The sequence below is a fragment of the Mycolicibacterium gadium genome (genome assembly GCF_010728925.1).
In the GTDB taxonomy this organism is placed as follows: domain Bacteria; phylum Actinomycetota; class Actinomycetes; order Mycobacteriales; family Mycobacteriaceae; genus Mycobacterium; species Mycobacterium gadium.
Map to the genome: position 1 here is coordinate 4,259,833 of NZ_AP022608.1, position 20,710 is coordinate 4,280,542.

The following is a 20,710-nucleotide window of genomic DNA, read 5'->3' on the forward strand; positions in this document are numbered from 1 at the left end:
GGCTAGGTACATCGTCGCACCGTGTGACGCCATCTGTCCCGAAGGTACGCATGCCCAAGTCCAAGGTTCGCAAGAAGAACGACTTCACGATCAGCCCGGTGAGCCGGACCCCGGTCAAGGTCAAGGCCGGACCGTCGAGCACCTGGTTCGTCGTGTTTTTCGTCGGCCTGATGCTGATCGGGCTGGCGTGGCTGCTGGTGTTCCAGCTGGCGTCCTCCGCGATCCCCTTCCTGGCGGACCTCGGCCCGTGGAACTACGCGATCGCGTTTGCCTTCATGATCAGTGGGCTGTTGCTCACAATGCGCTGGCGCTGAGCAATACAACGAGCGGTATGAATTCATCCACGCGTCCGCGCGTTACCCGTTTAGCAACCTTCCGGCCACCAGATCACACGGTTGTTATTCATCCCCATTGGGGATAGCACTTGTGGATAACTTCATTAGCCACGGTAAAAGGGTGTGAGTGCGCCGTGCAGCAAACTGAGTGGAGTCCGCCCACGCTCGGCATCGCGGCCCTTGGCGTAGGCGGCCTTATCTTGGCTGTGGGCGCTGTGACGCTGATCACAGACCCTCCGGGACGTGTCCTAGTTGGCATTGCCGCGGTCGGGTTGATTGTGTTTGCAAGCTTGTCGTGGCGGGCGCGGCCCAAGCTGGCAATCAAAAATGACGCCCTCGTTACCCGCGGTCTGATGGGTGAAACCGAGCTGCGGCAGGCCGATATCAAGCTCATCCGGATCACGGAGTTCCGCCGCATCGGGCGTAAAACTCGGCTGCTGGAGATCGACACGGTCGACGACCGGCTACTCGTGTTCACCCGGTGGGATCTGGGCACAGACCCGCTGCACGTGCTCGACGCGCTGACCGCCGCCGGCTTCGCCGGCTCCTGAAGCTCAGGCGATGGTGATCGACTCGACGACCACAGGATCGGTCGGTCGGTCGCGCTGATCCGTGGCTGTCGTCGCGATCGCGTCGACCACCTTCTGCGACTCCGGATCCACGACCTCACCAAAGATGGTGTGCTTGCGGTTCAGGTGCGGCGTCTTGCCGACCGTGATGAAGAACTGCGAGCCGTTGGTTCCCGGACCCCGGTTCGCCATGGCGAGCAAGTACGGCTTGTCGAACTGCAACTCGGGGTGAAACTCGTCGGCGAACTCGTAACCCGGGCCGCCGCGGCCGCTGCCCTCCGGATCGCCGCCCTGGATCATGAACCCGTCGATGACCCGGTGGAAGACCATGCCGTCGTAAAACGGACCCGACGATCCGCCTGAGGCGTTACCGGTGCTGTAGTCCTTGGTGCCCTGCGCCAGTCCCACGAAGTTGGCGACGGTCTTGGGCGCGTGATTTCCGAACAGCGCGATTTTGATGTCACCACGGTTGGTGTGCAGCGTCGCGGTCGCTGTCTGTATGGGGCTCGTCACGGGATGCCAGTGTGCCACGCCGCCATGAACGCTCAACGGGCACCGCTGGGTAGCGCTGCGTGGCAGTCTGGTAGCGACTCCCGTTCAGGCCGCCAGAGAGGTGCACTATGCGCGCGAAGACCGAGATCCGCCTGACCCCCGGGCAGCGGTTGTCCCGCGGGCTCAGATATTCGGCAGTGGGTCCGGTCGACGTCACCAGGGGAGCGTTGGGTCTCGGCGTAGACGGGGCACAGCACTCGGCCGCGTGGATCGGCGACCTCTATCGTCGCGGCCGGCTCAAGGATCAGCTCCGCCAGGAGCTGGCGGCCGCGCAAGACACCATCGCGTCCGAACTCGCCGCCGCCCAGGAGGTGGTGGCCAACCTGCCGGAGGCACTGCAAAAGGCGCGCGGCCGTCGTCGTCGGCGCCCCCTGCTGTTGGCCGTGCTCGGGGTGGGGGTGCTGGCCGGGGGAGCGGTGGCGTTCTCGATCCTGCGGCGTCCACCAACGGAGGAGCCGCCGACGCTGCAGCCAAGTGTCCCAGTCACGCCCAGGCCTTAACCGGTTGTGCGCGTGGAGTATCGGGCATCTGAGTGGAGCCTAGGAGATTCGAACTCCTGACATCTGCCTTGCAAAGGCAGCGCTCTACCAACTGAGCTAAGGCCCCTCGGGAAAAACTTCAGGCCGGCACGTCGGCCGCCGCGTGCCACACCTCCACGCCGTACCGTGACCGCCAGATCGCCATGGCGACAACGGCGGCGACCGCCGTGGCGAGCAGCACCACAACCCTCATGGTGTGAACCTTTCCGTGGGGCTAGGAGGACTCGAACCTCCGACCTCTTCGTTATCAGCGAAGCGCTCTAACCGCCTGAGCTATAGCCCCGTTTGTGCCGGTACGGCCGAGCGACGAGACTACCGCAATCGTAAGCTCCCGCCCAAACCGCGAACGCTGTGAGCCGTTCAGTCCCTGTCGGCGAGCGTGACTTCCACACCGCCGACGATGTCGGTGGTCAGGTTGTAGATGAACGCACCGATGGTCGCCATCGCCGTCAGCAGCACGATGTTGACCAACCCGATCAATGCCGCGCCGCCGAATATCGTTCCGCTGGAGACGAGCTCGCCGCCGGAGCTACCGCTCGCACTGGTCAGCAGGTCGCCGACGTTGCTGTTCAGCTTGCTCCACACACCCATGCCGCCGAGTACCAGGTACAGGAACGCGACCGCGATCATCCACACGAAGAACAACGCGACCGATAACACCGCGGAGACCTTCAGCACACTCCAGGGGTCCACCCGGCGGATCTGCATGCTGGCGCGCACCGGCCCCTGATGGCGACTGGCCGCCGCCTGAAGCCGCCCGCCCGGGCGAGCGGGACGGCCCGCCGGCTCCTGCCCCGGCCGCTCGGCACGTTCCGGACTGCCCGGCTTGCGCGGTCCCGACCGCGGCGCCGCGCCCGACAGATCGGGAATCTCACTGGCGTACTGCTCGGGACGCGGCTGCTCAGGGCGCGGAGGTTCCGGCCGTGACGCCGATTCCGGCCGGGGCGCAGGTTCCGGCCGGGGCGTCGGCTCGGGTCGCGAGGTCGGCTCGGGTCGCGAGGTCGGCTCGGGTGGGTCTGCCCAGCCCGACGCGTCGGCCTCCTGGGGCGCTGTCGACGAGCCGCCGGCCAGGAACCGGTTCAGCCGCGCGTCGATCCCGGCGGTCTGGCCCGTCGCGCCGCCATTGCCCCGACGCGGTGCCTCGGGACGGGCCGGCGAATCCGGCCGTCCCGGGGTATCGGGACCGCGGTTCGTCGGGCCGGCCGACCGTCCGCGCTGCCAGGGCGGGACGTCCGTCGCGTCGGAGTTACGTTCCGGTCCGGATCCGCTGGTCACCGGACCCCGCGGCGGTCCGCTCACCGAGCCGCCGTCGGGACCCGTGCCGGAGCCGTTCCCACCCCCGTCAGTCGCGCGGGGATACCCGGGCTCGTTCGGTGAAGTCACCTACGGCTCCTAACTGGCCACTACAGGTCACGCCTGATGAGCTACTCACCGACGTCGGTGTTGACCTCGTCGGTACTGTCGCCTTCCTCCGCGTTGCGCGCGATGGCTATCAGTGTCGTGCCCTCACCCAGGTTCATCAACCGAACGCCCTTGGTCTGCCGCCCGGCCTTGCGCACCTGGCGAGCCGCCGTCCGGATGACACCCCCGCCCGAAGTGATGGCGTACAACTCTGTGTCGTCATCGACGATCAACGCTCCGACCAGACTGCCACGTCGCTTGTCGAACTGAATCGTCAACACCCCTTTGCCACCGCGGCCCTGGACCGGGTACTCCTCGATGGCGGTGCGCTTGGCGTATCCGCCGGCGGTCGCGACCAGCAGATACGTGTCGTCGCGCACGACGTTCAGCGACAGCAGCTCGTCGTCGGTGTTGAACCGCATGCCCTGCACACCGGAGGTGGCGCGGCCCATCGGACGCAGTGCCTCGTCGGTTGCTGAGAAGCGGATCGACTGCCCCTTGGCGGAGACCAGCAGCAGGTCCTCTTCCGCCGAGCACAGCACCGCGCCGACCAACTCGTCACCGTCACGCAGGTTGACCGCGACGATGCCGCCGGTGCGGTTGGAGTCAAAGTCGGTGAGCTTGGACTTCTTCACCAAACCGTTGCGCGTGGCCAGCACCAGATACGGCGCATCCTCGTACGTCTTGATCTGGATGACCTGCGCGATGCGCTCCTCCGGCTGGAATGCCAGCAGGTTGGCGACGTGCTGGCCCCGCGCCGTACGCGACGCCTCGGGCAGGTCGTACGCCTTCGCGCGATAGACCCGGCCCTGTGTGGTGAAGAACAGGATCCAGTCGTGTGTGGAGCAGACGAAGAAGTGGTTGACGATGTCGTCCTGCTTCAGCCCCGCGCCCTGCACACCCTTGCCGCCGCGCTTCTGGCTGCGGTAGAGGTCGGACTTGGTCCGCTTGGCATAGCCGGTTTCGGTGATCGTGACGACGACCTCTTCGCGCGCGATCAGGTCCTCGTCGGCGACGTCGCCGTCCGCGGCGATGATTCTCGTCCGGCGATCGTCGCCGTACTTCTCGACGAGCTCCTTGAGCTCGTCGCGCACGATGGCGCGCTGCCGTTCCGGCTTGGCCAGGATGTCCTCGAGGTCGGCGATCTCGGCCTCGATCTTCGCCAGATCGTCGACGATGCGCTGGCGCTCGAGGGCGGCAAGCCGACGCAGCTGCATATCGAGGATGGCCTGGGCCTGGATCTCGTCGATGTCGAGCAACTCGATCAAGCCCTGCCGGGCGACGTCCACGGTCTCCGACGCCCGGATCAACGCAATGACCTCGTCGAGCGCATCGAGGGCCTTGACCAGGCCGCGCAAGATGTGGGCCCGCTCGTTGGCCTTGCGCAGCCGGTAGGTGGTGCGCCGCACGATGACGTCGAGTTGGTGGTTGACGTAGTGCCGGATCAACTGATCGAGCCGCAGTGTGCGCGGCACGCCGTCGACGATGGACAGCATGTTGGCACCAAAGCTGGTCTGCAGCTGGGTGTGCTTGTAGAGGTTGTTCAGGACCACCTTCGCGACAGCATCTCGCTTGAGCTCCACCACAATTCGCAGTCCGACGCGGTCGCTGGACTGATCCTCGATGTTCGAGATGCCGGCGAGCTTGCCGTCGCGCACCTGTTCGGCGATCGAGGTGATGAAGTTGTCGTGGTTGACCTGATACGGCAGCTCGGTGATGACGATCCCGGTGCGGCCCCTGCTGTCTTCTTCGATCTCGCAGACTCCGCGCATGCGAACCGACCCCCGACCGGTCCGGTACGTGTCGGAGATGCCCTGCGATCCGACGATGAGGCCGTAGGTGGGGAAGTCGGGACCCTTGACGCGTTCACATACCGCCTCGAGGGTGGCTTCTTCGTCGGCTTCGAAGTTCTCCAGGCACCAGAACACGGCATCGCCCAGCTCGCGCAGGTTGTGCGGCGGCATGTTGGTGGCCATGCCGACCGCGATGCCGCCCGAGCCGTTGGCCAGCAGGTTGGGGAAACGGCTCGGCAGAACCGTCGGTTCCTGTACACGGCCGTCGTAGTTCGGGACGAAATCGACTGTCTCCTCGTCGATTTCGCGGAGCATCTCCATCGCCAGCGGCGTCAGGCGCGCCTCGGTGTTGTGACTGACAAAGCCGTTGGTGATGAAGGCGTGGTCATCCGTGTCTATTCGCAGGCTGTAAACCGGCTGCACACCCGCGTCCGTCACCGAGGCGACTCGCGCATACCGGTAATCGCCTAGTGTGAATTCAGCGACAGATTTCGCCTGTTTTGCGTCGGCAGATTCACAGCCGGGAAGCATGGCGACCCGATCACCAGGGTGAATGTCCTCGACTAGCTTCCACGTCAGTTCTGGTGAGCCCGCTACCAACACCAAGCAGAGCAGTGGGTGGTTGGCGGTGCCGGTGACGGTGTCGCCGTCGACGGTGGCAACGGTGAACGTCTGGTGTTCACCCGAGTGGAAGAGCCGATCCGCGATTACCGTTTCGCCGTAGCGTCCGAGGACCTTCAGGTCAATGACACTGTCCGAGTTCGCCTTTGCGCCGGGCACGATCTCGTCAATGCGAACTGACCGTCCCTCGGGCAATCGCACCAGAGCATCGCCGGTGACGCAGTAGCGCATCGCGGCCGGTGGGTCGTTGCCCGGCGAGCCGAAGTTGCCCTGACCGTCCACCAGCGGGTAACGCAGCGACCACGGCTGGGCCATCCGGACCAGGGTGTCGTAGATCGACGAGTCGCCGTGCGGATGATAGTTGCCCATCGTCTCAGCAACGGAGCGTGCGGATTTCGCGTGGCCGCGGTCCGGCCGGAAGCCGGAGTCGAACATGGCGTACAGCACGCGGCGGTGCACCGGCTTGAGGCCGTCGCGCACCTCGGGCAGCGCACGCCCGACGATGACGCTCATGGCGTAGTCGATGTAGCTGCGCTGCATCTCGTGCTGGATGTCAACCGGCTCGATGCGGTCGCCTGCTCCGCCGCTTGGTGGCAAGGTGGTATCAGTCATGTGTTTTCAGCCCTAAACCGTGGTTTTGACTTCGCTAAACATCAAGGAAGCGGACGTCTTTGGCGTTGCGCGTGATGAAGCTGCGGCGGGCTTCGACGTCTTCGCCCATCAGAATCGAGAACAGTTCGTCGGCGGCGGCCGCGTCGTCCAGCGTCACCTGACGCAGCACCCGCACCGACGGATCCATGGTGGTTTCCCACAGCTCCTTGGCGTCCATCTCGCCCAGACCCTTGTAACGCTGGATACCGTCATCGACGTTGATCTTCTTGCCCGCCTTCTTGCCGGCGTCGAGCAGTCCGTCGCGCTCACGGTCGGAGTACGCGAATTCGGGCTCGCTGCGTTGCCATTTCAGCTTGTACAGCGGGGGCTGCGCCAGGAAGATGTGGCCGTTTTCGACCAGCGGCTTCATGAACCGGAACAGCAGCGTCAGCAGCAACGTGGAGATGTGCTGGCCGTCGACATCGGCGTCGGCCATCAACACGATCTTGTGATACCGCAGTTTGGCGATGTCGAACTCGTCGTGGATACCGGTGCCCAGCGCGGTGATGATGGCCTGGACTTCGGTGTTCTTCAGCACGCGGTCGATGCGCGCCTTCTCGACGTTGATGATCTTGCCGCGCAACGGAAGGATCGCCTGGAACATCGAGTCGCGGCCGCTCTTGGCCGAACCGCCAGCCGAATCACCCTCCACCACATACAGTTCCGACTTCTTTGGGTCGGTGGACCGGCAGTCGGCCAGCTTGCCCGGCAGCCCGCCGATGTCGGTGGCGCTCTTGCGGCGAACCAACTCACGCGCTTTACGCGCGGCAATCCGTGCCTGTGCCGATGAGACCGCCTTGTTCACGACGGTTTTCGCTTCGGCCGGGTTGGCGTCGAACCAATGCTGCAGTTCCTCATTGCAGATTTTCTGTACGAACGACTTCACTTCGGTGTTGCCGAGCTTGGTCTTCGTCTGACCCTCGAACTGCGGCTGGCCGACCTTCACCGAAATGACCGCCGCGAGACCTTCGCGGATGTCATCGCCGGTCAGGTTGGGGTCCTTGTCCTTGAGCAGCTTCTTGTCTTTGGCGTACTTGTTGACCACGGAGGTCAGCGCGGCACGGAAACCCTCTTCGTGGGTGCCGCCCTCGTGGGTGTTGATGGTGTTGGCGAAGGTGTGAACCGACTCGGAGTAGCCGGCGTTCCACTGCATCGCGATTTCGACCTCGTGGCCGACACCCTTGCCCTCGAAGTCGATCACGCTCTGCTGGATCGGGGACTTCGTCCGGTTGATGTGCTTGACGAAATCGACCAGACCGCCGGGGTAGTGGAAGGTGCGGTGCTTGACCTTGTGGGGAGCGGCGGCCTCGGCGGCCTTTTCCTCCGCCGACTTCGGCGCTTCGGCCTGGTCGCTGACGACCTCGTCGACGACCTCCTCGGCCGTCACCCGCTCATCGGTCAACTCGATGGTCAGTCCCTTATTCAGGAATGCCATTTCCTGCAGCCGCCGCGCGATCGTCTCGAAGTCATAGCTGGTGGTTTCGAAAATGTCGGGGTCGGCCCAGAACCGGATGGTCGTACCCGTTTTCTTCGTCTTCTCACCCTGCTTGAGGCTGCCCGGAACCGAACGGTCGTAGGTCTGGGACCACTCGTAGCCGTCCTTCGAGATGTCGGCCTCGAGCCGGGTGGACAGCGCGTTCACCACCGAGACGCCCACCCCGTGCAGACCGCCCGAGACCTGGTAGGCGCCCTCTTCGAACTTTCCGCCCGCGTGCAGAACCGTCATGACGACGTCGACGGTGGGGATGCCCGTCGAGTGCATGGCGACGGGGATGCCTCGACCGTCGTCGGTGACCTGAACACCGCCGTTCTCGAGGAGCCGCACATCGACCTTGGTCGCGAAGCCGGCCATCGCCTCGTCGACGGCGTTGTCCACCACCTCCCAGACCAGGTGGTGCAAACCGCGCTCACCCGTGGAACCGATGTACATGCCGGGGCGTTTGCGGACCGCCTCCAAGCCTTCGAGAACCTTGATCGAATCGGCACCGTATTCTTTCGGTGCACTCTTCTTCTGGGCAGCCACGTTGGACGCGTCTCCTTGGGGTTTGCATAGCGAGAGATGACGACTCTCGCGGATCCTCGATCAGTCTACCGTCAACTACCGTCGGGACCGACTCTGAGGCGGCGTTTTCACATACCTATTTGCGCCGTCTGCTGAATTTCTCGCGCCGAGGTGCCTCATGACGCTTGAGAACGTCGCTTTCTGTGTTCTGGCGGCTCTCAGGCAACAGAAATCTCGCTTCTATCCGTACGTGTCGCGGGGTCCACGGCCGGCGATGTGATATCGCCCCTTGCGCCAGGAGGGAGCGACCGGACCGACGATTTTCATCGATTTCACCACGCCGTCGCCGACCGCTGCCGCGATCTTCGCGAGAAGTTGCGCCTGCACCATTCTCAGCTGGGTGGCCCATGCCGTCGACTCCGCCGAAACCGTGAGCACACCCTCCTGTAGAGACGTTGGCGTCGCGTGGGCCGCGATCTGCTCACCGACGACCGCCGACCAACGACCGAACACCGCACCTTCGGCCACCCGATCCGACCAACCGCGGTTGCGGGCGAGGTCACGCGTGAGGGATCCGAGCAACTGCGGGTCGCGAGAATCCGGGCCAGGGCCCGACCACCGTCTCCGACTGGTGCCCGCGACCTTCTTGCGCGGCTGCGTGCTGCGGCCGCGGCCGACATCTTTCCCTTGACTGCGGGCGGCGCCGCGAGCTTCCTCCAGGGTCCGCCTGACCAGATCCATACCTTTTAGATGTGCCAGGTGCGCAGGCGGTTCCACGCCGTCGGTCATTTCCCGTCCCCACCAGTTCTGTCACGTACTTCTGAAATCCGGCCGGCGTCGTCGTCGGTCATGACGATTTCGATCCTGGTCGCATCCCAGTCCTGCGGGATGTCCTCGTGGACGGCCGCGGTGACCAACACCTGTTCCGCGGAAGCCGCGACGTTGGCGAGCGCCTGCCTGCGCGCGGTGTCGAGTTCGGCGAAGACGTCATCGAGGAGCAAGACCGGGTCGCTGCCTTCCGCACGCAACAGTTCGTACGCCGCCAGCCGCAGCGCCAACGCCATTGACCACGATTCGCCATGGCTTGCAAAGCCTTTCGCGAGTTGGTCACCGAGGCGCAACTCCAGATCGTCGCGGTGCGGACCCACGAGGCAAACGCCGCGTTCCAGTTCGGCGTCGCGGCGCCGGGCCAGCTCGTCGAGCAGGGCGGCCTCGAACAATTCGGCGCCTCCGGTTCCGGCGTCGGCTTCGCTTTGGATGACCTCCACGCCGCTGCGGTACCGGATGGCCGCCGGCCGCGACGCGGGCGCCAACAGTTGATAGGCCTTCTCCACCTCGGGCGCCAGTTGGTTCACCAGATCGACCCGCGCCGCGATGAGTTGCGCACCGTGGGCGGCGAGGTGTCCGTCCCACACGTCCAGGGTGTCGAGCATGCTGCGATCTCCCCGGTACCTCGCCCCGGCCGCCGATTTCAACAGCGCCGTCCGCTGTTTGAGCACCTTGTCGTAATCGGCACGGATCCCGGCGACTCGGGGACGCCGGGTGGTAGCCAGCTCGTCGAGGTACCTCCGCCGTTCTCCCGGATCGCCGCGCACCAACGCAAGGTCCTCCGGAGCGAACAACACCGCCCGCAGGGCACCCAGAATTTCGCGTGCGCTACGGACGGGGGAACGGTTCAGCCGTGCCTTGTTCGCGCGGCCAGGGTTGATCTCCAGGTCGACTGCGAGTTCGCGCCCATCGTTCACCACGATCGTCGAGACCACCGCGCGTTGGGCGCCCGCCCGGATCAGCGGCGCGTCGGTACCCACCCGATGTGAACCCAGGGTCGACGAATACCACAGCGCCTCAATCAGATTCGTTTTGCCAAAACCGTTGGACCCCACGAAGACGGTTCGGCCGGGATCGAGGTCGATCTCGATCCGTGCCCAGGACCGGAAATCGGTAAGCGCAAGGTTTCTGACGTACAACTATCCAGACTCGCTGATCCTCTGCACGGCATGGCCGCCGAACTGGTTGCGCAGCGCCGACACTGCCTTCATGGTGGGGGAGTCCTCTTGCCGCGAAGCGAACCTGGCGAACAGCGACGCCGCGATCACCGGCATCGGCACTCGGTGGCTGATCGCTTCCTCCACCGTCCAGCGACCTTCGCCGGAGTCCTCGGTGTATCCGGTGATATCCGTGAATTTCGGATCTTCTTTCAGCGCCTTGGCCAGCAACTGCTGCAGCCATGACCGCACCACCGTGCCGTTGGTCCAGGCCTGAATCACCGCCTGGGTGTCTTCGATCAGCTCCTCGGCGGCCAACAGTTCGTAGCCTTCGGCGTAGGCCATCATCAGCCCGTATTCGATGCCGTTGTGGACCATCTTGGCGTAGTGACCTGCACCGACGGGCCCGGCGTGGACGAATCCGTCGGCCCGTTCTCCGGGCGGACGCAGAGTCTCGAAGATCGGCATAGCCCGCTCGACGTCTTCCTTGCTGCCGCCCACCATGAGGCCGTAGCCCTCGGTCAAACCCCAGATGCCGCCGGACACGCCGGCGTCGATGAACGCAATTCCCTTGTCGTCCAACAGCTTCGCATGCGGTCCGTCTTCGGTGTAGCGGGAGTTGCCGCCGTCGATCACCAGATCGCCGGGGCTCAACACGTCGGCGAGCGACACGATGGTCTCGTCGGTGATGTGCCCCGACGGCACCATCACCCAGACCACACGCGGCGCATCGAGGGCTTCCGCGAGCGCCGCCAACGTCGGCACGTCGGTGACCTCCGGACGCGGATCGAAACCGATGACCACGTGCCCGCCCTCGCGCAGGCGTTCGCGCATGTTGAAGCCCATTTTGCCCAGGCCGACCAGACCCAATTGCATGTGCGCCCCCGTCGTGGCGTCGGGCCGGTCAGCCAGGAAGCCGAACCGGCATCAGAAGGTAGACATAATCGGTCTGCGCCGCGGGGAACGGCCCCGTGTCGCCGACGCTGCCGTCATCTTCACCTGCCGGACGCAACACTGCGGGGCGGCTGGGTGTCGTGAAACCAAATGTCACGCGTTCGGAATGCAACGAACTCAACCCGTCGGTGAGATACGTCGGGTTGAACGCGATGGTCAATGGCTCACCCGCGAAGGTGACGGGCAGATCCTCTTCCGCGCGCCCGACGTCGTCGGCGCCGGCGGACAACCGCAGCACGTCGTCGGCGAATTCCATCCGCACCTGCGCACCGCGATCGGCGACCAGGGCCACACGTTTGATGGCTTCGGTGAGCTCGGCGACAGCGATGGTCGCGATCGCGGTGTGCTCCGTCGGGAGCAGCTGACGGAACTTCGGGAACTCCGCGTCGAGCAGGCGCGTGGTGCTGCGCTTGCCGTTGCTGCGGATACCCAACAAGCCTTCCTTGCCGACCTCGGCACCCGAACCCAACGACAGGTGCACATCCGAGCCGTCGGCCCCGGCCTTGGCCGCTTCGGCCAACGTTTTGGCCGGAACCAACACCGCGGCCTCCATGTCGGCCGATGCCGTCGACCACGTCAGCTCCCGAACCGCGAGCCGGAACCGGTCGGTCGCCGCCAAAATGACGTTCTCGCCCGAAATCTCGACGCGAATGCCGGTGAGCATCGGCAAGGTGTCGTCACGTCCTGCCGCCACAGCCACCTGACCGATCGCCTCGGCGAACAGGTCGGCCGAAACGACACCGGTCTCGTCCGGCAGGGTCGGCAGCGTGGGGTAATCCTCGACCGCCATCGTCGGCAGCGAGAACCGCGCGCTTCCGCAGGTCAATGACACCCGAGTGCCCTCCACGCTGACATCCACCGGCTTAGCCGGCAACGCCCGGGTGATGTCAGACAACAGCCGCCCCGACACCAAAACGCTTCCAGGCGAAGCGATTTCAGCCGCCACCTGTACTTCTGCCGATACCTCGTAGTCGAATCCCGAGATCGTCAAACCGTCTTCAGAACCGGTGAGCAGCACACCCGCCAGGACCGGGACCGTCGGCCGGTTCGGCAGATTACGGGCTACCCAAGCCACGGCGTCGGCGAAGTCTTCACGCACCAGACGGAACTTCAAATCGGTGACACCAACGGTTGTTGTCGCCACGTCCATACAGTCCCTTCGATCAAAAACACAACAAGCGCTAAGCAGCGATTTCCTGGTGTCTCAACACGCCTCGAAACGACGGGTAGGGACGACCGTAACGGCTGTCGCTGAACCACCGTAGAGCTTTCGGCCCCAACTTGAAAGCTAATCGATCGCGCCGACATGGGCTTCGGTGAACCGGCTCGGAGAACTGGATTTCAGGTGTTCCCCAGCAGGCTTCTTCTGAGAACTTTCTAGGTAGATATACAAGCAACAGTATTAGGGCCTGTGCACGTTGGGGATGAACGGGCGTCGGTGCTGCGTGCCGGCGGTGGACCGCTGTGGGGTACCTGTGGATCGTTGTCAGGTGAATGTTCGGCAGCTGTGGAAACGGCCGCGGTTGTGAAACAAGCGGCCGGTCATTCGACGGTTGATCCCAAGTTGTCCACATCGGTGTGCACAGTGTCGGCCTGTGACAAGTGATGCCGACGGTGCGGAAGTTTTTTGGAGAAATGTTGGGCGCGCATGGGTGATTCGTCGGAATCAACCGGGTTGGTGGCGCGTGAGGGGGAGTCGAGGCGGATTCAGCGCTTGGAGCGTTGACGAATCCGGGTCGTGAGTTCTTTGACGTGATCGAAGACCTCGCGCCGTTCGGCCATCTCGCCGCGGATCTTCTTCTCGGCGTACATCACGGTCGTGTGGTCACGTCCGAACGCCTGGCCGATCTTCGGCAGAGACAGGTCGGTGAGCTCGCGACACAAATACATCGCGATCTGTCGGGACTGCGCGAGCGCACGCGTCTTACCGGGACCACGGAGTTCCTCGACGGTGGTCTCGAAGTACTCGGCGGTCGCAGCCATGATCGCGGCGGTGCTGATCTGCATCGTGCTCGCGTCGGAGATCAGATCGCGCAACACGATCTCGGCCAGCGACTTGTCGATGGTGGTCTTGTTCAGCGACGCGAACGCGGTGACCCGAATGAGCGCACCCTCGAGCTCGCGGATATTGCGTTCGATGCTGCTGGCGATCAGCTCGAGGACATCACCGGGAACATCGAGGCGATCCATCTGTGCCTTCTTGCGCAGAATCGCGATGCGGGTTTCGAGTTCAGGAGGCTGTACGTCGGTGATCAGCCCCCACTCGAAGCGGGTGCGCAGACGGTCTTCGAGGGTGGCCAGCTGTTTGGGCGGCCGGTCCGAGGAGATGACGATCTGCTTGTTCGCGTTGTGCAGGGTGTTGAAGGTGTGGAAGAACTCCTCCTGGATACCTTCCTTGCCCTCGATGAACTGGATGTCATCCACCAGCAGCACGTCTATGTCGCGGTAACTGCGCTTGAACGAAGCCTTGCGATCGTCGCGCAACGAGTTGATGAAGTCGTTGGTGAATTCCTCGGTCGAGACGTACTTGACTCGCATCCCGGGGAAGAGCCGCTGGGCGTAGTTTCCCGCGGCGTGCAGGAGATGGGTCTTGCCGAGGCCGGACTCACCCCAGATGAAGAGCGGGTTATAGGCGCGGGCCGGTGCCTCGGCGATGGCAAGCGAGGCGGCGTGAGCAAACCGGTTGGAGGCACCGATGACGAAGGTGTCGAAGGTGTAGCGGCGGTTCAGGTTGACTGCGGTGGCATCGTCGTCCGCGGAATTCTGCACTCGGCTGGAGAAATAGCTGGGCCAGCTTTCCTCGGCGCTCGCCAGTGCCTCTTCGTCTTCGTCGATGTCCTCGTCGAGGTCGACGACCGCGGCGGCCAGGCCGTTGTGGGACTCGTCGGGATCGTCGCTTTCCGGAGCGGCGATGCGGACACCGAGTTCCACTCGTTGACCGAGCTGTCGGCTCAGCGCGGTGATGATCGGCTCGCGGAGATGACGTTCGATCTCGTTCTGAACGAAAGGTGTCGGAACCGACAGGAGGGCAAATCCCTCGGTGATGACAAGCGGCTTGACCAGCTTCAGCCACGCCCTTTGCTGGGGGGTCAGGACCGGGCCCGCATCACCGTTCGCCACTCCGACCGCTTCGATGTCGCCGTTGAGCTCGGCAACGACGGTGTTCCATACCGCCACGAATGGGGGATCGGGGTCAGCAGTCAATGACGCGTACCCCCTCGCGGCCGTTTCAGGGAAGGCCAAAGGAACGATGACGAACTGTCCACATGGTTATCCACAGGTTGTGGAAACAGGATAGTCGTCTTCGTTCTGTTGTCTACGGGCTGGAACGCCGCTGGCCGGGGCTCGTCACAGCAGTGGTGCGGTCTGTGGGCTCGCGACTTGGTGGGCATCCCCGCTTCGTTGTCTGTCGTCGCTTCGTTATCGAAACGACACTGGCAGAAGCTAACAGTTTTCTTCGCGGGTGCCAACCGTTCTGCCACATTGCGTGTGGGTTACTTTCGCGGCGCTGCGGCGCCGTGACGGCTGAGGCGTTTGTAAAGATTTTCGGACCGGTCATGGCGGGGGATAGGGTGGTTTGACCTAGGGAAATCTCGTCAGTACCCTCGAACAGTCGCCCGCACGTGGCGGCACGGCTGCGACCCAGATGTTGTGGGGACCGCGCCGGCTAAAGCGAGACGGACGAGCTTACCAACGGGCAACCGCGTTCCACCGGCATGACCTGAGTATCGGTGTGGGCGTTGATGCCGACGGAAACGAGGAGAGACAGCCGTGGCCAAGGGCAAGCGGACTTTTCAGCCGAACAACCGGCGCCGGGCACGTGTGCACGGATTCCGCCTGCGGATGCGTACCCGGGCAGGCCGGGCCATCGTGTCGGGCCGGCGTTCCAAGGGTCGCCGCAAGCTGACTGCGTGACGCTCTAGTGGTTCCGGGTGGGGTCTAGCGCTGTGCTTCCGGCGCGGTACCGGATGACGCGGTCGTCCGAGTTCGGTGCCACGGTCAATCAAGGGGTGCGGGCGGTGCAGCCCGACCTTGTCGTGCACACCATGCGCCACGACGGCGACGATGACGGGCCCCGCATCGGACTCGTCGTCTCCAAATCGGTGGGCAACGCCGTGGAACGGCACCGAGTGGCTCGACGGCTACGTCACGTGGCTCGCACCGTGATCGACGACCTTCAGCCGACCGACCGGGTGGTGATCCGGGCACTACCCGGCAGCCGGTCGGCCGTCTCGGCACGACTCGAACAGGAATTGCGGACCGCGCTGGGTCGCGCGCTCCCGAAGAGCGGAGCGCCGCGATGATGCGATCGATTGCGCGGGCTCTCATCTACGTGATCCAGCTGTATCGGCACATGGTGTCTCCGCTGCGACCGGCATCCTGCCGCTTCTTGCCCACCTGTAGTCAGTACGCCGTCGACGCGCTCACGGAGTACGGCGTCGTCAAGGGCGGATGGCTGGCGGTGGTGCGGTTGCTGAAATGCGGGCCGTGGCATAAGGGAGGATGGGACCCGATACCGGAACGTGGCGGCGACGCGCATGACTCGTGCGACGGCGCAGACGAGCTCCGGATGGATCCGGACGCAGCCGACGATGTGGGGGGAACCCAGACATCGCGAGCAGAGAGCGAGACGCGTGTTTAACTGGTTCAGCCTCGACATCATCTACTACCCGGTGTCGGCGATCATGTGGGTTTGGTACAAGGCATTCGCCTTCATCCTCGGCCCGGAGAATTTCTTCGCCTGGGGACTGTCGGTGATGTTCCTGGTGTTCACCCTGCGGGTGATCCTCTACAAGCCTTTCGTCAAGCAAATCCGGACCACGCGGCAGATGCAGGAACTGCAGCCGCAGATCAAGGCGCTGCAGAAGAAGTACGGCAAGGACCGTCAGCGGATGGCCCTGGAGATGCAGAAGCTGCAGAAGGAACACGGATTCAACCCGATACTGGGTTGCCTGCCGATGTTGGCGCAGATCCCGGTGTTCATTGGTCTGTACCACGTCCTCATGTCGTTCAACCGCACCGGTGGGATCGGTATCGGACGCCTGAATCTGACGCCGGAGGAAAACCGCGAGCTGGGCAACTACGTGTTCAGCGCGATCGATGTACAGCACTTCTTGAACACCCATTTGTTCGGTGCGCCGATCGGCGCGTCCATGGTTCAAAGCCACGGCCTCGAAGCATTTACCGTGTTCGACCGCGCGGCCGTTATCGCCATCGGGGTGCCGATGATGATCCTGGCCGGCGTCGCCACGTACTTCAACAGCCGCGCATCGGTGGCCCGCCAAAGTCCCGAGGCGGCGGCGAATCCACAGACGGCGATGATGAACAAGCTGGCGCTGTACGTCTTTCCGCTGGGCGTCACCGTCGGCGGTCCGTTCCTGCCGCTGGCGATCATCATGTACTGGCTGGCCAACAACGTCTGGACGTTCGGTCAGCAGCACTACGTGTTCGGGATGATCGAGAAAGAGGAAGAAGCCAAGAAGCTCGAGGCCAAGGAACGGCGCTCACAGAACGCACCGCCGCCCGGAGCGAAGCCCAAGAAGCGGTCCAAGGCGGCCACTGAGCCGACCGAGGTCACGACGACCGACGGTGTGGAGATCGACGGCAAGGCGGCGGAGAACGGATCGTCCGACGGCAAGGCGACCGGGACGAGCCCGGGTAAGACCGCGTCGGGCACCGGCAGCCGAACGCCGCGGCCGGGCTCGACCCCGCGGCCAGGATCACGGCCCAAGAAACGTAAGCGCTGACCGGCCCACGGTGAGAAGCGCTGGGGTTCCTGTGGTCGGGTGGCTGCGGGCGAACCCGAAGACGACCGGTGCAGACCGTAGATGAGGGAGAGACACAAAACATGACCGACGCTGATACGACCGAGCGCAGCGAGGAGTTGGCCGGCGACGAAGTCGTCGAAGAGCGCGCAGGTTCGGAGGATCTCGAGGAGCGGTTGGTCGCCGAGGGCGAGATCGCCGGCGACTACCTCGAGGAGTTGTTGGATCTGCTGGACTTCGACGGCGACATCGATCTGGACGTCGAGGGCGATCGCGCCATCGTGAGCATCGACGGCGGAAGCGATCTCAACAAGCTCGTCGGCCGCAAGGGCGAGGCGCTCGACGCGCTGCAAGAGTTGACGCGGCTGGCGGTGCATCAAAAGACGGGTGAACGGAGCCGGCTGATGCTCGACATCGCGCGCTGGCGTCGGCGGCGCCGCGACGAGTTGGCGGCATTGGGCGACAAGGTCGCGCGGCGGGTGCTGGAGTCAGGCGAGCGCGAAGAGCTGTCGCCGATGACGCCGTTCGAGCGCAAGATCGTGCACGATGCGGTCGCCGCGGTCGAGGGTGTGCACAGCGAGAGCGAGGGCGTTGAGCCGTCGCGCCGCGTCGTCATTCTCGCCGACTGACAAGAGTTACATCTGTGTAGTTCGTCCCGATGGGACGGTCGGCCCCGCGATGATCCGGAGGATGTTTCACGTGAAACATGACGAGGTGTCGGTAGCGCCGCAAGCCGCCGACATCTTGTTCGGCCCCGGGTTGGACGGCGCACGGCGCTACGCCGCGGTCCTGGCCGGCGCGGGTGTCGAACGCGGATTGATCGGGCCCCGCGAAGTCGACCGCCTGTGGGACCGCCACCTCCTCAACAGCGCCGCGATCGCCGAGTTGTTACCCCGGAACGCCCGGGTTGCCGACATCGGTAGTGGCGCGGGCCTGCCCGGGATACCGTTGGCGTTGGCTCGCCCCGATCTTCGGGTGACACTGATCGAACCCCTGCTGCGCCGCAGCGATTTCCTTCGCGAGGTCATCGACGAACTCAAGATCGACGTGACGGTGGTGCGCGGCAGGGCAGAGGAGCGGGCTGTGCGGGAAGAGGTGGGGGAAGTGGACGCGGTGGCCTCCAGAGCGGTGGCGTCGCTGGACAAGGTCGCCAAGTGGAGCATGCCGCTGCTGCGTCCGGGTGGCGAGATGTTGGCCATCAAAGGAGAGCGTGCCGAAGAGGAGGCCCGGGAACACCGGCGTGTGCTGGCGTCTCTGGGAGCCATCGATGTGAGGGTGATGAAATGCTGCGCGGACGTCTTGGATCCTCCCGCGACCGTCGTCGTGGCGCGCCGGCGGAGTCCGGCCGACCACACGTCGGGGGAAGGGAGCCGAGCATGAGTTCCGTCCCGGCGTCGACGCGGCCGGAGACCGATCCGTTCCGCGATGTTTCACGTGAAACGAACCAACCCCATGTTTCACGTGAAACATGGGAGGGCGCCGCACAGGCCGAACCGTGGCCGGACCCGCCCGCCGTGGATACGCCGATCGGGGCCGAAGCCGAACGCGCCGTTCGCCTGCTGCACGCCGCCGCCAAGGGCGGACTACCGCGTCCGCAACGGCAACGCGTCTTCACCATCGCCAACCAGAAGGGCGGCGTGGGGAAGACGACTACGGCCGTCAACATCGCCGCCGCGCTCGCGCTGCAAGGGCTCCAAGTTCTGGTGATCGATCTCGACCCTCAGGGCAATGCCAGCACCGCCCTCGGGGTGGAGCACCGGGAGGGCACACCGTCGTCGTACGAAGTACTGATCGGGGAGATCCCGCTGGAGGCCGCCCTGCAGCGTAGCCCGCACAGCGAACGGCTCTACTGCTTGCCGGCCACCATCGATCTGGCCGGTGCCGAGATCGAGTTGGTGAGCATGGTGGCGCGCGAAGGGCGGCTGCGCGGTGCGCTCGCCAGTCTCAAGAACCACGACTTCGACTACGTCTTCATCGACTGCCCGCCGTCGTTGGGGTTGCTCACCATCAACGCTCTCGTCGCGGCGCCGGAGGTGCTGATCCCTATTCAGTGCGAGTACTACGCGCTCGAGGGCGTGGGTCAGCTGTTGCGAAACATCGAGATGGTCAAGGCCCACCTCAATCCGGAACTCAACGTCACCACGGTGATCCTGACGATGTACGACGGCCGCACGCGGCTGGCGGATCAGGTAGCCGACGATGTGCGGGCCCACTTCGGCGACAAGGTGCTGCGGACCGTGATCCCACGCAGCGTCAAGGTGTCGGAAGCACCCGGATACGGCATGACGATCCTCGACTACGACCCCGGCTCGCGAGGTGCGATGAGCTACTTGGATGCCAGCCGCGAGATCGCGGAACGCCAATGAACGCTTGCGCCCGGTAGCGCGGGGGGACGACGACCACCGATGAGGAGATCTGGATGACTCAACCCAAAGGCAAGCGCAGCGGTCTGGGCCGCGGGCTGGCGTCGCTCATTCCCACCGGTCCGTCCGATGGCGAACAATCGTCGCTCGGCCGGATGGGTGACGCCGCTGCCGATGTGGTGATCGGTGGACCGGTCAACGTATCGGGCGCCGTCTATCGCGAGATCGATCCGTCGGCGATCGAACCCAATCCGAAGCAGCCCCGCCACGTCTTCGATGAGGAAGCGCTCGCCGAATTGGTGCACTCGATTCGCGAGTTCGGCCTCATGCAGCCCATTGTCGTGCGGACGCTACCCGGCGCGGCCACGCCGAAGTATCAGATCGTGATGGGGGAGCGGCGGTGGCGAGCCGCGCAGGAGGCGGGCCTGGCGACCATCCCGGCGATCGTCCGGGAGACCGGCGACGACAACATGCTTCGCGACGCCTTGCTGGAGAACATCCATCGCGTACAACTGAACCCATTGGAAGAGGCGGCCGCGTATCAGCAGCTGCTCGACGAGTTCGGCGTCACCCACGATGAACTTGCCTCGCGCATCGGCCGTTCGCGTCCGCTCATCACCAACATGATCCGGTTGTTGCGGCTGCCGATCGCGGTGCAGCGGCGGGTGGCGGCCGGTGTGCTGTCGGCCGGGCACGCGCGTGCGCTGCTCTCGCTCGAGGGCGGGGCAGAGCAGCAGGAGGAGCTAGCCGCACGCATCGTCGCCGAGGGGCTTTCGGTGCGCGCGACGGAGGAGGCCGTCACGCTGGCCAACAGTGCCGGCCCGGCGACGCCCGCGGCGCCGCGGCGCAAGCCGATCCACATGCCAGGGCTGCAGGATGTTGCTGAGCGGCTGTCGACGGCCTTCGACACCCGCGTCACCGTCGCTCTCGGCAAACGCAAAGGAAAGATCGTGGTGGAGTTCGGGTCGGTCGAGGACCTGCAACGCATAGTTGAACTAATGAGCGCGTCCAACCGCTAACCCCTTACCCGCGGCAGTTACGTCACTGTGACACGTACCCTTGGGAGAGTGCCCGTGCCCGCCGACCCCGAGCGGAAATGACTGTGTATCAACAGCTTTCGAGAATGCCACGGCCGGTCGAGGTTCTCAGCGCAGATTTGGCGTCAACTGCGCCGCGCCCT

General features: G+C 64.6%; 20 protein-coding genes and 2 tRNA genes. 11 read left to right on the forward strand and 11 right to left on the reverse strand.

Going from position 1 to position 20,710, the window contains the following annotated elements; translation table 11 throughout:
• The first annotated feature begins 50 nt into the window (after positions 1-50).
• The gene (crgA, locus tag G6N36_RS21040) at positions 51-314 is read left to right on the forward strand and encodes a cell division protein CrgA (RefSeq protein WP_163688785.1); all 264 of its coding nucleotides are present in this window, start codon (positions 51-53) and stop codon (positions 312-314) included.
• Between the two features lie 155 nt (positions 315-469).
• Positions 470-886, forward strand: coding sequence for a PH domain-containing protein (locus tag G6N36_RS21045; protein WP_163688786.1), 417 nt, complete (start codon positions 470-472; stop codon positions 884-886).
• Positions 887-889: 3 nt separating this feature from the next.
• On the opposite strand, the gene G6N36_RS21050 is transcribed toward G6N36_RS21045, so the two are convergent.
• Positions 890-1,417 (reverse strand): peptidylprolyl isomerase, encoded by a 528-nt coding sequence (locus G6N36_RS21050; protein ID WP_163688787.1) that lies wholly within the window; start codon positions 1,415-1,417, stop codon positions 890-892.
• A gap of 107 nt (positions 1,418-1,524) precedes the next feature.
• On the opposite strand from G6N36_RS21050, the gene cwsA reads away from it, so the two are divergent.
• Positions 1,525-1,956, forward strand: coding sequence for a cell wall synthesis protein CwsA (gene cwsA, locus G6N36_RS21055; protein WP_163688788.1), 432 nt, complete (start codon positions 1,525-1,527; stop codon positions 1,954-1,956).
• A gap of 33 nt (positions 1,957-1,989) precedes the next feature.
• Here cwsA and G6N36_RS21060 read toward each other — a convergent pair.
• From G6N36_RS21060 to dnaA, 10 genes are all read right to left on the reverse strand, one after another.
• A tRNA-Ala gene (locus G6N36_RS21060) sits at positions 1,990-2,062 on the reverse strand.
• A 142-nt stretch (positions 2,063-2,204) separates the two neighbouring features.
• Positions 2,205-2,278, reverse strand: a tRNA-Ile gene (locus G6N36_RS21065).
• 77 nt (positions 2,279-2,355) lie between these two features.
• Positions 2,356-3,378, reverse strand: coding sequence for a DUF3566 domain-containing protein (locus G6N36_RS21070; RefSeq protein ID WP_163688789.1), 1,023 nt, complete (start codon positions 3,376-3,378; stop codon positions 2,356-2,358).
• Between the two features lie 41 nt (positions 3,379-3,419).
• Positions 3,420-6,422 (reverse strand): intein-containing DNA gyrase subunit A, encoded by a 3,003-nt coding sequence (gyrA, locus tag G6N36_RS21075; protein WP_163688790.1) that lies wholly within the window; start codon positions 6,420-6,422, stop codon positions 3,420-3,422.
• A gap of 34 nt (positions 6,423-6,456) precedes the next feature.
• The gene (gene gyrB / locus G6N36_RS21080; RefSeq protein WP_163688791.1) at positions 6,457-8,484 is read right to left on the reverse strand and encodes a DNA topoisomerase (ATP-hydrolyzing) subunit B; all 2,028 of its coding nucleotides are present in this window, start codon (positions 8,482-8,484) and stop codon (positions 6,457-6,459) included.
• 219 nt (positions 8,485-8,703) lie between these two features.
• The gene (locus G6N36_RS21085) at positions 8,704-9,252 is read right to left on the reverse strand and encodes a DUF721 family protein (RefSeq protein WP_163688792.1); all 549 of its coding nucleotides are present in this window, start codon (positions 9,250-9,252) and stop codon (positions 8,704-8,706) included.
• Complete coding sequence (recF, locus tag G6N36_RS21090) at positions 9,249-10,430, reverse strand: DNA replication/repair protein RecF (RefSeq protein WP_163688793.1); 1,182 nt, start codon at positions 10,428-10,430, stop codon at positions 9,249-9,251. Before recF ends, G6N36_RS21085 begins: the two co-directional genes overlap by 4 nt.
• A complete protein-coding gene (gene gnd / locus G6N36_RS21095; RefSeq protein WP_163688794.1) occupies positions 10,431-11,324 on the reverse strand; it encodes a phosphogluconate dehydrogenase (NAD(+)-dependent, decarboxylating) in 894 nt (297 codons plus the stop codon). It abuts the gene before it with no gap.
• A 28-nt stretch (positions 11,325-11,352) separates the two neighbouring features.
• Positions 11,353-12,546 (reverse strand): DNA polymerase III subunit beta, encoded by a 1,194-nt coding sequence (gene dnaN / locus G6N36_RS21100; RefSeq protein WP_179964828.1) that lies wholly within the window; start codon positions 12,544-12,546, stop codon positions 11,353-11,355.
• 563 nt (positions 12,547-13,109) lie between these two features.
• The gene (gene dnaA, locus G6N36_RS21105) at positions 13,110-14,606 is read right to left on the reverse strand and encodes a chromosomal replication initiator protein DnaA (RefSeq protein ID WP_163688796.1); all 1,497 of its coding nucleotides are present in this window, start codon (positions 14,604-14,606) and stop codon (positions 13,110-13,112) included.
• A 567-nt stretch (positions 14,607-15,173) separates the two neighbouring features.
• Here dnaA and rpmH point away from each other — a divergent pair.
• The 8 genes from rpmH to G6N36_RS21145 all read left to right on the forward strand — a co-directional run bounded on the left by rpmH (position 15,174) and on the right by G6N36_RS21145 (position 20,549).
• Complete coding sequence (gene rpmH / locus G6N36_RS21110; RefSeq protein ID WP_083129102.1) at positions 15,174-15,317, forward strand: 50S ribosomal protein L34; 144 nt, start codon at positions 15,174-15,176, stop codon at positions 15,315-15,317.
• A 32-nt stretch (positions 15,318-15,349) separates the two neighbouring features.
• The gene (rnpA, locus tag G6N36_RS21115) at positions 15,350-15,706 is read left to right on the forward strand and encodes a ribonuclease P protein component (protein ID WP_163690792.1); all 357 of its coding nucleotides are present in this window, start codon (positions 15,350-15,352) and stop codon (positions 15,704-15,706) included.
• The gene (gene yidD, locus G6N36_RS21120) at positions 15,703-16,044 is read left to right on the forward strand and encodes a membrane protein insertion efficiency factor YidD (RefSeq protein ID WP_163688797.1); all 342 of its coding nucleotides are present in this window, start codon (positions 15,703-15,705) and stop codon (positions 16,042-16,044) included. Before rnpA ends, yidD begins: the two co-directional genes overlap by 4 nt.
• Positions 16,037-17,149 carry a membrane protein insertase YidC gene (gene yidC, locus G6N36_RS21125; RefSeq protein WP_163688798.1) on the forward strand — a complete coding sequence of 371 codons (1,113 nt, stop codon included), beginning with the start codon at positions 16,037-16,039 and terminating at the stop codon, positions 17,147-17,149. The genes yidD and yidC overlap by 8 nt, the downstream gene beginning before the upstream one ends.
• A 101-nt stretch (positions 17,150-17,250) precedes the next feature.
• Positions 17,251-17,796, forward strand: a complete 546-nt coding sequence (locus G6N36_RS21130; RefSeq protein WP_163688799.1) for a Jag family protein — start codon at positions 17,251-17,253, stop codon at positions 17,794-17,796.
• Positions 17,797-17,866: 70 nt separating this feature from the next.
• Complete coding sequence (gene rsmG, locus G6N36_RS21135) at positions 17,867-18,547, forward strand: 16S rRNA (guanine(527)-N(7))-methyltransferase RsmG (RefSeq protein WP_163688800.1); 681 nt, start codon at positions 17,867-17,869, stop codon at positions 18,545-18,547.
• Positions 18,544-19,533 (forward strand): ParA family protein, encoded by a 990-nt coding sequence (locus tag G6N36_RS21140; protein WP_163688801.1) that lies wholly within the window; start codon positions 18,544-18,546, stop codon positions 19,531-19,533. Before rsmG ends, G6N36_RS21140 begins: the two co-directional genes overlap by 4 nt.
• A 53-nt stretch (positions 19,534-19,586) precedes the next feature.
• The gene (locus G6N36_RS21145; protein WP_163688802.1) at positions 19,587-20,549 is read left to right on the forward strand and encodes a ParB/RepB/Spo0J family partition protein; all 963 of its coding nucleotides are present in this window, start codon (positions 19,587-19,589) and stop codon (positions 20,547-20,549) included.
• Positions 20,550-20,710: the final 161 nt, after the last annotated feature.

Excerpts from the sequence above, each read along its gene's own strand:
- yidD (WP_163688797.1), top strand. The coding sequence starts at position 15,703 with ATGATGCGATCGATTGCGCGGGCTCTCATCTACGTGATCCAGCTGTAT.
- gyrA (WP_163688790.1), bottom strand. The coding sequence starts at position 6,422 with ATGACTGATACCACCTTGCCACCAAGCGGCGGAGCAGGCGACCGCATC.
- crgA (WP_163688785.1), top strand. The coding sequence starts at position 51 with ATGCCCAAGTCCAAGGTTCGCAAGAAGAACGACTTCACGATCAGCCCG.
- G6N36_RS21145 (WP_163688802.1), top strand. The coding sequence starts at position 19,587 with ATGACTCAACCCAAAGGCAAGCGCAGCGGTCTGGGCCGCGGGCTGGCG.
- G6N36_RS21085 (WP_163688792.1), bottom strand. The coding sequence starts at position 9,252 with ATGACCGACGGCGTGGAACCGCCTGCGCACCTGGCACATCTAAAAGGT.
- gnd (WP_163688794.1), bottom strand. The coding sequence starts at position 11,324 with ATGCAATTGGGTCTGGTCGGCCTGGGCAAAATGGGCTTCAACATGCGC.
- G6N36_RS21140 (WP_163688801.1), top strand. The coding sequence starts at position 18,544 with ATGAGTTCCGTCCCGGCGTCGACGCGGCCGGAGACCGATCCGTTCCGC.
- G6N36_RS21130 (WP_163688799.1), top strand. The coding sequence starts at position 17,251 with ATGACCGACGCTGATACGACCGAGCGCAGCGAGGAGTTGGCCGGCGAC.
- cwsA (WP_163688788.1), top strand. The coding sequence starts at position 1,525 with ATGCGCGCGAAGACCGAGATCCGCCTGACCCCCGGGCAGCGGTTGTCC.